Source organism: Enterobacter sp. 5-4 (genome assembly GCF_000612205.1).
GTDB lineage: Bacteria > Pseudomonadota > Gammaproteobacteria > Enterobacterales > Enterobacteriaceae > Enterobacter > Enterobacter roggenkampii.
In genome coordinates, this window is record NZ_JFHW01000007.1 from 66,742 (window position 1) to 80,220 (window position 13,479).

The 13,479-nt window shown below is 54.8% G+C and carries 13 protein-coding genes; 11 read left to right on the forward strand and 2 right to left on the reverse strand.

Annotated features, from left to right (window positions below; genetic code table 11):
- Window positions 1-121: 121 nt before the first annotated feature.
- Window positions 122-2,221, forward strand: a complete 2,100-nt coding sequence (gene fusA / locus AA74_RS0102910; protein WP_025910922.1) for an elongation factor G — start codon at window positions 122-124, stop codon at window positions 2,219-2,221.
- A gap of 35 nt (window positions 2,222-2,256) precedes the next feature.
- Here fusA and AA74_RS0102915 read toward each other — a convergent pair whose 3' ends face one another.
- Window positions 2,257-2,829, reverse strand: a complete 573-nt coding sequence (locus AA74_RS0102915; protein ID WP_008501752.1) for a flavin reductase family protein — start codon at window positions 2,827-2,829, stop codon at window positions 2,257-2,259.
- Between the two features lie 108 nt (window positions 2,830-2,937).
- Between AA74_RS0102915 and nhoA the strand changes: the two genes are divergently transcribed.
- Window positions 2,938-3,783 (forward strand): N-hydroxyarylamine O-acetyltransferase, encoded by an 846-nt coding sequence (gene nhoA / locus AA74_RS0102920; protein ID WP_025910924.1) that lies wholly within the window; start codon window positions 2,938-2,940, stop codon window positions 3,781-3,783.
- 38 nt (window positions 3,784-3,821) lie between these two features.
- Here nhoA and AA74_RS0102925 read toward each other — a convergent pair whose 3' ends face one another.
- The gene (locus AA74_RS0102925) at window positions 3,822-4,751 is read right to left on the reverse strand and encodes a LysR family transcriptional regulator (RefSeq protein ID WP_025910926.1); all 930 of its coding nucleotides are present in this window, start codon (window positions 4,749-4,751) and stop codon (window positions 3,822-3,824) included.
- 153 nt (window positions 4,752-4,904) lie between these two features.
- Here AA74_RS0102925 and AA74_RS0102930 point away from each other — a divergent pair, with 153 nt between their 5' ends.
- The 9 genes from AA74_RS0102930 (at window position 4,905) to citG (ending at window position 13,471) form a co-directional block, all read left to right on the forward strand.
- Window positions 4,905-5,993 carry a 4-oxalomesaconate tautomerase gene (locus AA74_RS0102930; protein WP_032667216.1) on the forward strand — a complete coding sequence of 363 codons (1,089 nt, stop codon included), beginning with the start codon at window positions 4,905-4,907 and terminating at the stop codon, window positions 5,991-5,993.
- 45 nt (window positions 5,994-6,038) lie between these two features.
- Complete coding sequence (locus AA74_RS0102935) at window positions 6,039-7,313, forward strand: MFS transporter (RefSeq protein WP_256378539.1); 1,275 nt, start codon at window positions 6,039-6,041, stop codon at window positions 7,311-7,313.
- A gap of 71 nt (window positions 7,314-7,384) precedes the next feature.
- Window positions 7,385-8,248 (forward strand): fumarylacetoacetate hydrolase family protein, encoded by an 864-nt coding sequence (locus AA74_RS0102940; RefSeq protein WP_025910932.1) that lies wholly within the window; start codon window positions 7,385-7,387, stop codon window positions 8,246-8,248.
- An 18-nt stretch (window positions 8,249-8,266) separates the two neighbouring features.
- Window positions 8,267-9,334: a [citrate (pro-3S)-lyase] ligase gene (gene citC / locus AA74_RS0102945; protein ID WP_025910933.1), complete on the forward strand. Its 1,068-nt coding sequence runs from the start codon at window positions 8,267-8,269 to the stop codon at window positions 9,332-9,334.
- Between the two features lie 24 nt (window positions 9,335-9,358).
- The gene (citD, locus tag AA74_RS0102950; RefSeq protein ID WP_025910934.1) at window positions 9,359-9,649 is read left to right on the forward strand and encodes a citrate lyase acyl carrier protein; all 291 of its coding nucleotides are present in this window, start codon (window positions 9,359-9,361) and stop codon (window positions 9,647-9,649) included.
- On the forward strand, window positions 9,649-10,524 hold the full coding sequence (citE, locus tag AA74_RS0102955) for a citrate (pro-3S)-lyase subunit beta (protein WP_023616934.1): 876 nt from the start codon (window positions 9,649-9,651) through the stop codon (window positions 10,522-10,524). The genes citD and citE overlap by 1 nt, the downstream gene beginning before the upstream one ends.
- A gap of 31 nt (window positions 10,525-10,555) precedes the next feature.
- Entirely contained in the window at window positions 10,556-12,076 is a 1,521-nt protein-coding gene (gene citF, locus AA74_RS0102960; protein WP_025910940.1) for a citrate lyase subunit alpha, read from the forward strand.
- A 5-nt stretch (window positions 12,077-12,081) separates the two neighbouring features.
- Window positions 12,082-12,621, forward strand: a complete 540-nt coding sequence (citX, locus tag AA74_RS0102965) for a citrate lyase holo-[acyl-carrier protein] synthase (protein WP_025910942.1) — start codon at window positions 12,082-12,084, stop codon at window positions 12,619-12,621.
- Complete coding sequence (citG, locus tag AA74_RS0102970) at window positions 12,596-13,471, forward strand: triphosphoribosyl-dephospho-CoA synthase CitG (RefSeq protein ID WP_025910943.1); 876 nt, start codon at window positions 12,596-12,598, stop codon at window positions 13,469-13,471. Before citX ends, citG begins: the two co-directional genes overlap by 26 nt.
- The last annotated feature ends 8 nt before the right edge of the window (window positions 13,472-13,479 follow it).

Below are 13,479 nucleotides of genomic sequence, written 5' to 3' on the forward strand. Positions count from 1 at the left end.
AATAGGTCAACCCTTAAAAAATAGTTCGATAATACTCGTACAATAGGACTATTATAGCAAACGAACGAATGCTCGACCATCCTGGTCGTCACAAACACGTCATACTGACTAAGGAAATATCATGCCCCGACCCATCCCTCTCGAACGTTATCGCAACATCGGTATCTCCGCGCATATCGATGCCGGTAAAACTACCACCACCGAGCGCATCCTGTTTTATACCGGGATGAGCCACAAACTGGGTGAAGTACACGATGGCGCGGCAACCACTGACTGGATGGCGCAGGAGCAAGAGCGCGGGATCACCATTACGTCCGCGGCGGTTAGCTGCTTCTGGCCAGGCATGGACAGAGGCTATGAGCCGCACCGGATCAACATCATCGACACCCCGGGGCACGTGGACTTCACCATTGAGGTGGAGCGTTCCATGCGCGTACTCGACGGTGCCGTGATGGTGTATGACTCCGTGGGCGGCGTGCAGCCGCAGTCGGAAACCGTCTGGCGTCAGGCCAATAAATATCACGTTCCGCGTCTGGCCTTCGTCAACAAAATGGACCGTCCGGGTGCCGATTTCTTCCGCGTCGTGCGGATGATGCAGGAACGCCTGAAGGCCAATCCGGTGCCGATTGTCATCCCGGTGGGGGCCGAAGATCACTTCACCGGCGTGGTGGATCTGATCAAAATGCGCACCATTCTGTGGGACGATGCGACGCAGGGTATGGTGTTTACCTATGCCCCCGTGCCTGATGATTTAGCCAGTACCGCCCAGGAATGGCGGGAAAAAATGGTCTCTGCGGCGGCGGAAGCCAGCGATGAACTGATGGACAAGTACCTGGAAACCGGCGACCTGACGGAAGCGGAAATTATTAAAGGGCTGCGTATTCGCACTATCTCGGGCGAGATCCAGCCGATGCTCTGCGGCAGCGCGTTTAAAAACAAAGGGGTGCAGCGCATGCTCGATGCGGTGATCGAGCTGATGCCGTCGCCGCTGGACGTGCCGGCCATTGATGGCGTGGATGAAAAAGGGCAGCACGCGGAGCGTCACCCGAGCGATGATGAACCGTTCTCGGCGCTGGCGTTCAAGCTGATGAGCGATCCGTACGTCGGGCAGCTGACCTTTATCCGCGTCTACTCTGGCGTGCTGCGTAAAGGCGACGCGGTGTATAACCCGGTAAAAGGGAAGAAAGAGCGCATCGGGCGAATCGTACTGATGCATGCCAACGATCGCCACGAGGTGGATGAACTGCGCGCCGGGGATATCGCGGCCTGCGTGGGGCTGAAAGACGTGACCACCGGCGACACGCTCACCGATCCGAACGCCGTCATTACGCTTGAGCGCATGGAGTTCCCGGACCCGGTGATCTCGCTGGCGATTGAGCCGAAAACCAAAGGCGATCAGGAGAAAATGGGCATCGCGCTGCAGCGTCTGGCGGCGGAAGATCCGTCTTTCCGCCTGCACACTGACGAAGAGTCCGGTCAGACCATTATCTCCGGGATGGGTGAGCTACACCTTGAGATTATCGTCGACCGCATGAAGCGTGAGTTTGGCGTCGAGGCAAATATCGGTCGTCCGCAGGTGACCTACCGTGAAACCCTGCGTAAAACGGTGAAGGACATCGAAGGCAAATTTGTCCGACAGTCCGGCGGTAAAGGGCAGTACGGCCATGTGGTCCTGAGTCTGGAGCCGCTGGAGCCCGGAAGTGGTTTTAAATTTGAAGATGCCACCAAGGGCGGCGTGGTGCCGCGCGAGTTTATTCCGTCCGTTGAGAAAGGGCTGCGGGAAGCGATGAACAGCGGCGTGCTGGCGGGCTATCCGGTCGTCGATGTCAAAGCGACGCTGACGTTTGGCTCGTATCACGACGTCGACTCCTCGGAGATGGCGTTCCGCATGGCGGCGATCCTCGGCTTTAAAGAGGGCGCCCGCAGGGCGGATCCGGCGATCCTTGAGCCGATCATGCACGTGGAGGTGGAAACACCGGAAGAGTACGCCGGTAACATCATGGGCGATCTCTCTTCCCGCCGCGGCATGGTGCAGGGGATGGCAGAGCAGTACGGCAGCCAGATTATTCGCGCTGACGTGCCGCTGGCGGAGATGTTTGGTTATGCTACGACATTGCGCTCGATGTCCCAGGGACGCGCGACGTATACGATGGAGTTCCACCATTTTGCGGAAGCCCCGCGGAATGTTGCGGATGAGATTATTGCACGGCGTGCGAAGTAGTACGGTCACCCTCTCCCAATAGGGGGAGGGTTTTCTCAATCCAGCGCCTTCACCATCTTCCCGCTCGCCACAAACGTCCCGGCTCCAAGATGATGCAGGGTATTGAGCTTATCCCCGTCAAACTGCCAGCGTCCGGCAATAAAGGCCCGCTCATCCGCTGCCGCTGAAACCACTTCACCAAACAGCGTGTCGTATTTCTCTGCCGCGGAGGTCACGGGTAATAACCGGCATTCCATCCACGCCAGGCATTTCTCTTCAATGACCGGCAGGCCGAGCTCCGGGCCATTCACGACCGGGATCCCGTAACAGTTGAATTTGTCCTCGTCGCGCCCGCTGACGCTGCCCACCGCGTAAGTCCAGTTGGCCGCCGCCACGCCGGGAATGACGATGCCAAATTTCCCGCTGCGTTCGATCAGCTCGCGTGACCAGGTACTTTTATCCACGACTATCGCGATGCGCGGCGGTTCAAACTCAACGGGCATGGACCATGCGGCGGCCATAACGTTACGTCTGTCGAGCGTTTCATCACGACTGGTAATCAGTACGGTAGGACCGTGGTTCAGCAGACGGCTGGCATGACGTAATTCAACAGGGCGAAAGTGGCTCATAGGATCTCCTCATCTGTAACGATGAGTATGACGAAAAAGCACGTAAATCAAAGTGAGCGCGTAGAATTAGTTTATAAACACAGCATCACTATCAAAGGAAACTGATATATGTCCCCCTTTCTGACCGCCTATTTCGCCCGCATCGGCTGGAAGCAACCGGCTTCTGCTGATATAGACACCCTGCGCGCACTGCATTTACATCACAACTGCGCGATCCCGTTTGAGAATATCGATGTCGTCCTGCCGCGCGAAATTCATCTCGAAGACCAGTGTCTGGTCGACAAATTGCTGACCGCCCGTCGTGGGGGATACTGCTTTGAGCAAAACGGCCTGTTTGAGCGGGTATTGCGTGACGTCGGGTTTACCGTGCGCAGCGTATTGGGGCGCGTGGTATTAGCGAGCCCGCCGCAAATGCCGCCGCGCACGCACCGCCTGCTGCTGGTGGAGCTTAACGGTGAGCGCTGGATTGCGGACGTGGGGTTTGGCGGCCAGACGCTGACGGCGCCGATTCGTTTACTCGCTAACGAGGTGCAGGAAACGCCGCACGGTCTGTATCGTCTGCTGAGCGAGGGCAACGACTGGGTGCTGCAGTTCCGCCACCACGAGCACTGGCAGTCGATGTACCACTTTGACCTGACGACGCAGTATTTCAGCGATTACGTGATGGGGAATTTCTGGTCGGCGCACTGGCCGCAGTCGCATTTCCGCCATCATCTGCTGATGTGCCGCCATCTGCCGGACGGCGGCAAGCTGACGCTGACCAACTTCAACTTTACCTACTGGCAGAACGGTCATGTGGAGGAGCAGATCCATCTTTCCGATGCGGCAGCGCTTTACCAGCTGGTGCAGGAACGCTTTGGGCTGGGCGTTGACGATGCAAAACACGGTTTTTCACTTGCAGAATTGACGGCGGTGATGGCGGGCTTTGATACACATCCTCAGGCGGGAAAATAATGCGCAAAGGGGCCTTAGCCCCTTTGTCATGTCATGGCTTACAGCTGAGTAAACTTGCCAATCCACGGGCTGTTGTTTTCCGCTGACCATAGCTGTACAAGCAGCTCTCTGAATTTTTCCGCCGCCGGGCTGAGAGGGTTTTCCCGGCGTTGTACTAGCCCTAGCGTTCGCCGGATGACGGGTTCAATCAGCGGGCGACTGACAAGGACATGATGTTCATCGGTCGGCATCGCCAGACTCGGCACAACAGACACCCCGAGACCCGCCTCTACCATCCCCAGTGACGTTGACAGGTGACGCACTTCGTAAAACCAGTTCGGCTTCCAGTCCATCTTTTCAAAAGCCTGATCGATAAGCGAACGGTTCCCGCTGGAACGCCTGACTCCAATCAGCTTCATGCCTGCCAGATCGTCCCAGGTCACCAGCGGTTTTTTCGCCAGTTCATTGTCGCGGCGGCATGCCAGAACAAAGGGTTCGTTTACCAGCGGGGCAAAATCGATATTCGGATGTGTGATGTTTATCATATTTATGCCGAAATCTGCGTCGCCATTTAAAACCGCTTCGAGACAATCGCTGGCACTGTGCTCAAGGATGCGGATCCGGATGTTTGGATAGTCATTGTTATAATCTCGTATCACTGAAGGCAGAAAATAGAAGGCGGCAGTAGGGATACAGGAAACCGTAATAACCCCGGCCTGATGCGTCGCCATCTCTTTAATACTCAGGACTGAGCTTTCATAAAAATCGATTAAATTCTTTGCCTTAGGTAAAAATTCTCTTCCCACCGTCGTGAGCTTGACGCTGCGCGTTGAACGCTCAAATAGCGTGGTACCCAGACTTTCTTCCAGTTTTTGAATTCTTCGTGTTAACGCCGGTTGTGAAATATGAAGAAATTGCGACGCTTTTGTAAAACATCCGATTTCTGCAATTTTTACAAACGCTTGTATTCCCTGTAATTCATGTTGCATGTCTGCATCCCATTTTTGCTTTTCTTAAACCACGATAACGCAAGGGCTATTAATGTGCAAAACGTATTAATCCCGCTTTTTTTGACATTAGAGTTATCAACTGGAGTGTGAAAACCTTATTGCGTTCCTGATAAAACGAAATGAGAAAAACACATGTTAAAGATCCCTTGCGTATTAATGCGTGGCGGTACGTCAAAAGGCCCCGTTATTTTGGCCAGCGACCTGCCTGAGGAAACCGAAGCGCGCGACGCGGTGTTACTCAGCTTGATGGGCGCAGGTCATGAACTTGAAATTGATGGCATTGGCGGTGGAAGCCCGCAAACCAGTAAGGTGGCCATCGTCAGTCCTTCCGACAGCCCGGACGCTGATGTGGATTATTTATTCGCACAGGTGATGGTGAATGAACGTCGCGTCGATACCACGCCAAACTGCGGCAATATGCTCTGCGCGGTGGGGCCCTTTGCGATAGAAAAAGGGCTGGTGAAGGCACAAAGCCCGGTGACAACGGTGCGTATCCGCAATCTGAACACCGGAACACTGGTCGACGCCGAGGTGCAAACGCCGGATTATCGCGTTGTGTATGAAGGCGATACCCAGATTGACGGAGTTCCGGGTACTGCCGCGCCCATTGGTTTAACCTTCCTGAATTCAGCGGGTTCCAAAACAGGAAAATTGCTTCCGACCGACAGCGTTACAAACGTATTCGACGGTATTGACGTTACCTGTATTGATATGGCGATGCCGATGGTATTGATTGAGGCCTCGGCACTGGGGAAAACAGGAGGGGAGTCACCCGCGGAACTGGATGCCGATGCGGCGTTTAAAGCAAGGCTGGAGAGCCTGCGTCGTCAGGCGGGTGAGGCGATGGGCTTAGGGGATGTGTCAAACAAAGTGATCCCTAAACCGGTTCTCCTCAGCCGGGCGCGCAACGGCGGAACGCTTCAGGTGCGGTATTTCATGCCACACACCTGCCATAAATCCCTGGCCATTACCGGCTCGATTGGTATTTCGACCGCGACGCTTATAGAAGGCTCCGTCGCCGCTAAAATTGTCGCTGGTCGTCCAAAAGAGCGCTTTACCAATATTATTGATATTGAACACCCAAGTGGAAAAATATCCGTGTCATTGTTGAGGGACGGGAACAATATCGAAAATACCCGAGCTGCGGTAATTCGTACTTCCCGTAAGCTATTTGAAGGTGTCGTCTGCGTACCTGAAAAAATGCTCTCTGAAGTTGATTAGGTAAAAGCCAAACTAAGAAACATACCTGTCTTAAACAATTACATTCTGTACCTTAACTATAATACTGAGGTTATTATGGCGTTCACGCATGCTAACAATACCCTGAAAGCGCCCGATCCTGTAAAAGCCAGCGCGCATATTCGCGTAATTCTGGCACTCGCATTATCCGGGCTTGCAGAACTTGCTTCTCTGTTTTTTATTCAGCCACTGCTTCCAACGCTGGCCGTGGAATATAATGTTCCGGTCAGTCAGGTGAGTATTATCTTATCCGCAGAAACGGCCTTGCTGGCAATTGGGTTGCTGTTTACCGGGACGTTATCCGATCATTATGGCAGGAAGCGGTTAATTATCGTCTCCCTCCTGCTGGGCGGCATTCTGACGCTGCTCTGCCCGCTGGTGGAATCCTGGGCGATGCTGGTGGCGCTGCGTGCGGTGATTGGTCTGGCGCTGAGCGGCATCGCGGCGGCAGCAACCGCCTACATCAGTGAGGAGGTCGCACCGGTGGCAGCTGGCATCGTGACGGGCTATTTTGTCTTCGGTAACTCGATGGGCGGCATGTCCGGCCGTATTGTTGCCAGCCAGCTGATCGACCACGTTTCCATTAATGTCATCTTTTACGGCTTTGCCGTCAGCCTGATTGCGGTTGCTATTCTGGTGAAATTCCTGCTGCCAGATTCCAAAAATTTTACCCCTACCCAGAACCTGAACGTGATGCGAATGGTGAAAGGGGCAGCATCGCATTTCAAAAATAAAAATCTGGCGCTGGCGTTTGTCATCAGCTTTATTATCTTCGGCGCATTTACCTCACTGTATAACTATCTGGCCTTCTTCCTGAAAGGTGAACCGTTCCATATTTCACCGGCAAATGCAGGCCTGCTCTCCTTTAGCTTCGCCCTGAGTTTCTTTACGGCACCGCAGGCAGGCCGCTTATCGGCAAAATATGGCGCAATGAAAGTCCTGCGCGTGTTGTTCCTGATCATGGCGTTCGGCATGCTGCTGACGCTCACGTCGAACGTTGTCACCTTTATTGTTGGCGCAGTGATTTTTACCGGCTGTTTCTTCGGCTGCCATTCTATCGGCTTAAGCTGGGTCAGTAAAAATGCCACTCATGCAAGAGGTCAGGCCGTCGCGCTCTATTTATTCTTCTACTACATGGGCGGTTCGGTGATTGGTTTTATCAACGGTTTTGTCTTCCATTCAATGGGCTGGCAGGGAATGACCGGATTTATTCTGGCATTACTTGGCGTTGGCGTAGTCGTGGCTACGTATCTGGCATCTGGTAATAAGCAGGTTCTGGTTCCAGCGCAGTCAGCTAAGTAAGTAGCATGACAATGTGTTCACGCTTCGGTGCGTGAACACAGAATGAGCACGTATATTAATCAGGTATTATTATGAAACTAGCAAGTTATATTCATCAGGGCCGTAAAAGCTACGGAATGTATACTGAGTCGGGCTTTATCGACCTGGGTAATAAAATTGGCCATCAATATGCAACCCTGAAAGATCTCCTTCAATGGGATGCGATTGATGTCGCCAGACAATATCTCGATTGCCCGGTGGATATTAGGCCTGAAGACGTGACCTTTTTGCCCGTTATAGAAGCGCCCGGGAAAATTTTCTGCGTTGGCATGAATTACGCTGAAAAAAGAAAAGAGTTTGCCGAGACCAATAATGCCCCCACGCTGTTTATCCGTTTTCCTGATTCGCAAACCGGGCATGCGCGGCCGGTGATAAAACCGGTTCTCTCCAGCGAGTTCGATTATGAAGGCGAGCTGGCCGTTATTATCGGTAAACCCGGTAGCCAAATTGACGTCAGTAACGCGCTCAGCCACGTCGCGGGATACAGCTGCTACATGGACGGCTCCGTGCGCGACTGGCAGCACGCCTGGTTCACCGCCGGTAAAAACTGGACGCAAACCGGCGCCTTCGGCCCCTACATGACCACGGCGGACGAGATCCCCGATCCTCACGCCCTGACCATTCACACCTGGCTGAACGGCATGCTGGTTCAGAATGACTCCACAGGCAGCATGATCCACAAAGTGGCGGATCTTATCGCCTACATCAGCACGTTTACCTCTCTCAGCGCCGGCGACGTCATTATTACCGGTTCGCCAGGCGGCGTCGGCAAAAAGCGCAATCCACCTCTGTTTCTGCACGACGGCGATCGCGTTGAAGTGGAGATCGAAAACATTGGCCGGCTGGTCAATACCATTGTGGAAGCCCAGCCGCAGCCACAAGCGTTAGCTGTCTAAACGCTCAGGAGAGAGAAGATGTACACCGCCAGAACACCCGAGTTTGAGGTTATTAACGCCGGTAACGCCCAGTCCCGGGAAGAGGTTGTCCGCTTCCTGGCCCGCAACGGTTTAGGTATTGATGACGATATTGCGCAATTTATTGTTGCCCGCTATCAGCGCCATCTTGTCGCCTGCACCGGCATTGCGGGTAACACGTTGAAGTGCATCGCAGTGGATTCCGGGTGGCGGGGCACGTCGTTAATCCTGACGTTAATCCATGAGGCCGAACTTCAGGCGGCACAGAACGGTGAACATCAACTCTTTCTCTTTACCTGTCCGGATAACGTGAAGTCATTTCGCGGATGCGGGTTTTATCCGCTGGTGACGGTCGAGAACCGTGCGTCATTAATGGAGAATACGCCGGTGGGTATTCATCGTTATTGCAGCCAGCTGCGCCGCCATCATTTCGCGCCGGGGAAAAATATTGGCGCGATTGTGATGAACGCCAATCCGTTCACCCTCGGCCACCAATATCTTATCGAGCATGCGGCGAGCCTGTGCGACGCGTTACATGTTTTCGTGGTCCAGGAAGATGTCTCGGCATTTTCGTTTAAAGAACGGTTCGCGATGGTCAGGGACGGATCGCAGCACCTGCCGAATGTCACCGTTCATCCGGGGTCGGCGTATATTATTTCGCGCGGGACATTCCCGAGCTATTTCCTGAAAGATAAGCAGGTCATCGATAAAACCTACGCGGCAATTGACCTCATGCTGTTCAGAAATTACATCGCCCCCGCGTTGAATATTAACCATCGTTTCGTGGGTACCGAGCCGTTCTGTCCGTTAACCGCCGAATATAACCGGGCGATGCACCGCTGGCTGGAAGAAGAGACGAGCACAGCGGCCCGTATTAGCGTACACGAAATAGAAAGAAGAACGGACGGTAATAATGTGCCGGTATCGGCTTCAGCCGTTCGCCGTTTATTAAAAGAAAACAACATCGCTGCCGCCAGCCGCATGGTGCCTGCCACCACGCGCGCGTTTCTGAATAACGGAATACAGCATCAGCCCTGTTTATCCGAGCCGCTGACGGCAGCGGTTTAAGTGCATTATCACAGGAAAATGAATATGAAAATTGTGCAAGCCGCGATGGCGGGAACGCTGGAGTCCAGCGACCTCATGGTTAAGGTCAGCCCCGATGAGAGCGGGCTGGACGTGGTCATCCAGAGCGAAGTGTATAAGCAATTCGGCGACCGAATTGCAGAGGTGGTCCATGAAACCCTGGCTGCGTTCAACATCGAACAGGGGCAGATCATTATTGATGATAAAGGCGCGCTGGACTGCGTGATCCGCGCCCGCGTGCAGGCTGCACTGCTCAGAGGGACAGCCCGGGAAGACATTGCATGGGAAACGTTATAATGAAAAAGTTACGTCGCAGTATGTTATTTATTCCCGGTTCAAGTGCTGCCATGTTGTCGACGGCATTTATCTATAAACCAGACTCCATTATGTTTGACCTGGAAGATGCCGTTGCGCTGAAAGAAAAAGACAGCGCGCGTCTTCTGGTATTTCACGCGCTGCAACACCCGATGTACAACGATATTGAAACCGTTGTCAGAATTAACCCGCTTAATACCCCTTTTGGTTTAAAGGATCTGGAAGCCGCCGTCAGGGCAGGGGTGGATGTTATTCGTCTGCCGAAAACCGACACACCGGAAGATATTTATCAGCTCGAACGTGAAATCGTCCGCATTGAAGAAAGCTGCGGGCGTCCTGTTGGCTCAACGAAATTAATGGCGGCAATCGAATCCGCCGTCGGCGTCATTAATGCCGTTGCCATTGCGAAATCCTCCGACCGTTTAATGGGGATTGCGCTCGCCGCCTTTGACTACGTGATGGATATGCAAACCGAGCGGGGCGACGGAACAGAGCTGTTTTATGCGCGGTGCGCGGTATTACATGCCGCGCGCGGGGCAGGGATCGACGCTTTCGACGTGGTCTACGCCGATGTCAATGACGAGGCCGGTTTCCTGAAAGAAGTGGATCTCATCCGCCGGATGGGCTTCAACGGAAAATCGCTGATTAATCCGCGACAAATTGAAATTCTTCACAACGCCTACGCGCCCACGCAGGAAGAAGTGGATTACGCCCAGCGCGTGATTGCTGCCGCAGAAGAGGGCGAACGCAACGGACTCGGGGTGATCTCGCTGAACGGCAAAATGATCGACGCGCCGATTATCAACCATGCCCGGGTTGTTATCGAACGCAAAAATGCCTCTGGCATTCGTCAGTAATCACCTTTTTTCGCAAGCGACAGGATGAATAATGAAAAATCTCACAGAAACCCTGCACCACATTCCCGGCACGCGTCGTGAATACGTCGCCTTCAGCGGCGCTAACGCGACGACGCCGTATCTTTCTGATACACAGCAAAAATATCAGCGCAAACTTTTTGCCAGCGTGGACGAGGTGCTGGACCGTTGCGATTTGCATGACGGCATGACCGTCTCCTTCCATCACGCGTTCCGCGAAGGCGACAAGGTGATCAACTATGTGATGGATAAGCTGGCTCAGCGCGGTCTGAAAGGGATCACGCTCGCGTCCAGCTCGTTAATGTCGTGCAATGCCCCGCTTATTGAACATATTCGCAGTGGCGTGATTGGCAAAATCTACACCTCCGGCATGCGTGGCGAGCTGGCGGATGCGATTTCACACGGGCTGATGGATGAGCCGGTACAGATCCACTCCCACGGCGGGCGGGTGAACCTGATTCAGAAGGGTGAAATTGCCATTGATGTCGCCTTTCTGGCGGTGTCCTGCAGCGATGAATATGGCAATGCCAGCGGCAACGGCGGCACATCGCAGTGCGGCTCGCTCGGTTACGCTATGGTCGACGCGCAATATGCCAAAAAGGTGGTCTTGCTCACCGAAACCCTGAAGCCGTTCCCCAACCTGCCGGCCAGTATCGTTCAGGACCGGGTTGACTATGTGGTGCAGATTGAGAGCGTCGGCGACCCGGCAAAAATCAGCGTCGGCGCCGCCAGGGTGACCAGTAATCCACGTGAACTAATGATTGCCCGCTCTGCTGCCGACGTTATCGAACACTCTGGCTACTTCCGCAACGGCTTTTCCATTCAGACCGGTTCAGGTGCGGCATCCACCGCCTGTACGCGGTTTATGGAAGCCCGGATGCGCAAACACAATATTGTCGCCCGGTTCGCGCTCGGCGGGATCACTGGCAGCATTGTCGATCTGCATCAAAAGGGGCTCATTGAAAAGATCCTCGATACGCAAAGCTTTGACGGTGCTGCGGCCACTTCCATGACCGTCAATCCTGGCCATGTGGAAATCTCCACCAACGTCTATGCGAACCCGGCTGCAAAAGCCGCCTGCTGCGACAGGGTGGACGTGGTTATCCTCAGCGCGCTGGAGGTGGACACCCGGTTCAACGTCAACGTGCTGACCGGTTCCGACGGGGTGATGCGCGGCGCGTCGGGCGGGCATTGCGACGTCGCCGCGGCGGCAAATCTCACCATCGTGGTTGCCCCGCTGATCCGCAGCCGAATTCCTACCGTTGTCAGGCAGGTCACCACCCTGGTGACGCCGGGCGAAAGCATTGACGTTCTGGTTACCGATCACGGTATTGCCGTTAACCCGGCGCGCCCGGAGGTCCGCGAACGCTTGATTCACGCCGGGCTGCCCGTCGTCGACATTGAGGTGCTGTATCAGAAGGCGTTGCTCATCTCGGGTGAGCCTAAGCCGGTGGCGTTTACCGACCGGATCGTTGGCGTGGTGCGCTACCGCGACGGCAGCGTGATTGATGTGGTTCACCAGGTGAAGGAGTGATCCCCATGACGGATAACGCATCGAACGCCCCTGTTTCGCTGGAACAGGTTCTGACATCAAAAGAGCAGCGCGCACGCCGACAGCAGGCGTGGCTGTTTCAGTCGGATCATACCGTGGTATCCGTCACGCTGGTCTGGCCGGGGGCGGTGAAGGATACCGGTCTGGCCCGACGAGTGATGGCCGTTGCGAATGAGGCGCTCGGAGAGCTATTCCGCACGCATCAGTGGACGGTCTGTCGCCAGCAGACTCTGCAGCCGGTCACCGGGCCGGAAGCGCTCTGGTCGGTGGCGGCCCCGGCCTGGATGATCAAGCACGTCACCGCGCATCTCGAAGATAACCATCCGCTGGGGCGCTTATGGGATATCGACGTGCTGTGTCCGAAAACGGGACTGCTGAAAAGAAGTGCCATCCAGCAACCGATGCGCAGATGCTTTATCTGTCATGAACCTGCTCACGTTTGTTCCCGCATGCGACGTCATTCGCTGGCCGAGCTCACGCGCGTAATCGAGGCGTTAACCGATGACTACTTCGCTTGCCAGATGTAATGCGCCAGACGTTCAGCACCCCTTCGCGGAGCTGGCGGCCGAGGCCCTGTACCGTGAAATTCGCTTGACCCCGAAACCGGGTCTGGTAGATCGCGTCAACAGCGGGGCGCATCGCGATATGAATTACGCGCTGTTTATGGCCAGTATCGCGGCCATTGCCCCGTGGTTCACCGCGTTCTTTAACGTCGGCAGGGAGACGGCCCGTCTTGCCGGGCCGCAAACGCTGCGGGCAATAAGGCCGGTCGGTCTGGCCTGCGAACAGGCGATGTTCAACGCCACCGGCGGGGTGAACACCCATAAAGGCGGCATCTTCTCTCTGGGGCTGTTGTGTGCCGCGGCAGGGCGTCTGACGCAAAGGCAGGAAAGCCTCACGCAGCGCAGCCTGTGCGATGAGAGCAGGGCGATTTGCGCTGGCATCGTTGATCGGGAGCTGAAAAATCGCGGCGTGGCGAAAACGAAGGGCGAGCAGCAGTTCCAGGCATACGGTTTAACCGGTGCCCGAGGGGAAGCTGAAAGCGGTTTTGCCACCGTCCGCCACGCCGGACTACCTCACTTTGAAATGGCACTGCGCCAGGGAGCCTCTGAGGATGACGCGTTACTGAGAATGTTGCTCGGGCTGATGGCGGCGAATCCGGATACCAATCTTGTTTCACGGGGGGGAATAAAAGGGCTGAATTATGCCAGACGCTATTCCAGACGAATTTTAGCGGTGAAACATCTGACGCCGGAGAAACGCGTTAATGCCTTAACCAATATGGACGTTCAGTTTATTCGCCGGAATTTAAGCCCGGGCGGGAGCGCAGATCTTATCGCCGTCGGATGGTTATTGTCGCAGTTTCCGTGCGAATAATCGAAAAG

Bases quoted from the DNA above. Each gene is read 5' to 3' on its own strand.
- fusA (WP_025910922.1), top strand. From the start codon at position 122: ATGCCCCGACCCATCCCTCTCGAACGTTATCGCAACATCGGTATCTCC.
- AA74_RS0102915 (WP_008501752.1), bottom strand. From the start codon at position 2,829: ATGAGCCACTTTCGCCCTGTTGAATTACGTCATGCCAGCCGTCTGCTG.
- nhoA (WP_025910924.1), top strand. From the start codon at position 2,938: ATGTCCCCCTTTCTGACCGCCTATTTCGCCCGCATCGGCTGGAAGCAA.
- AA74_RS0102925 (WP_025910926.1), bottom strand. From the start codon at position 4,751: ATGCAACATGAATTACAGGGAATACAAGCGTTTGTAAAAATTGCAGAA.
- AA74_RS0102930 (WP_032667216.1), top strand. From the start codon at position 4,905: ATGTTAAAGATCCCTTGCGTATTAATGCGTGGCGGTACGTCAAAAGGC.
- AA74_RS0102940 (WP_025910932.1), top strand. From the start codon at position 7,385: ATGAAACTAGCAAGTTATATTCATCAGGGCCGTAAAAGCTACGGAATG.
- citC (WP_025910933.1), top strand. From the start codon at position 8,267: ATGTACACCGCCAGAACACCCGAGTTTGAGGTTATTAACGCCGGTAAC.
- citD (WP_025910934.1), top strand. From the start codon at position 9,359: ATGAAAATTGTGCAAGCCGCGATGGCGGGAACGCTGGAGTCCAGCGAC.
- citE (WP_023616934.1), top strand. From the start codon at position 9,649: ATGAAAAAGTTACGTCGCAGTATGTTATTTATTCCCGGTTCAAGTGCT.
- citF (WP_025910940.1), top strand. From the start codon at position 10,556: ATGAAAAATCTCACAGAAACCCTGCACCACATTCCCGGCACGCGTCGT.
- citX (WP_025910942.1), top strand. From the start codon at position 12,082: ATGACGGATAACGCATCGAACGCCCCTGTTTCGCTGGAACAGGTTCTG.
- citG (WP_025910943.1), top strand. From the start codon at position 12,596: ATGACTACTTCGCTTGCCAGATGTAATGCGCCAGACGTTCAGCACCCC.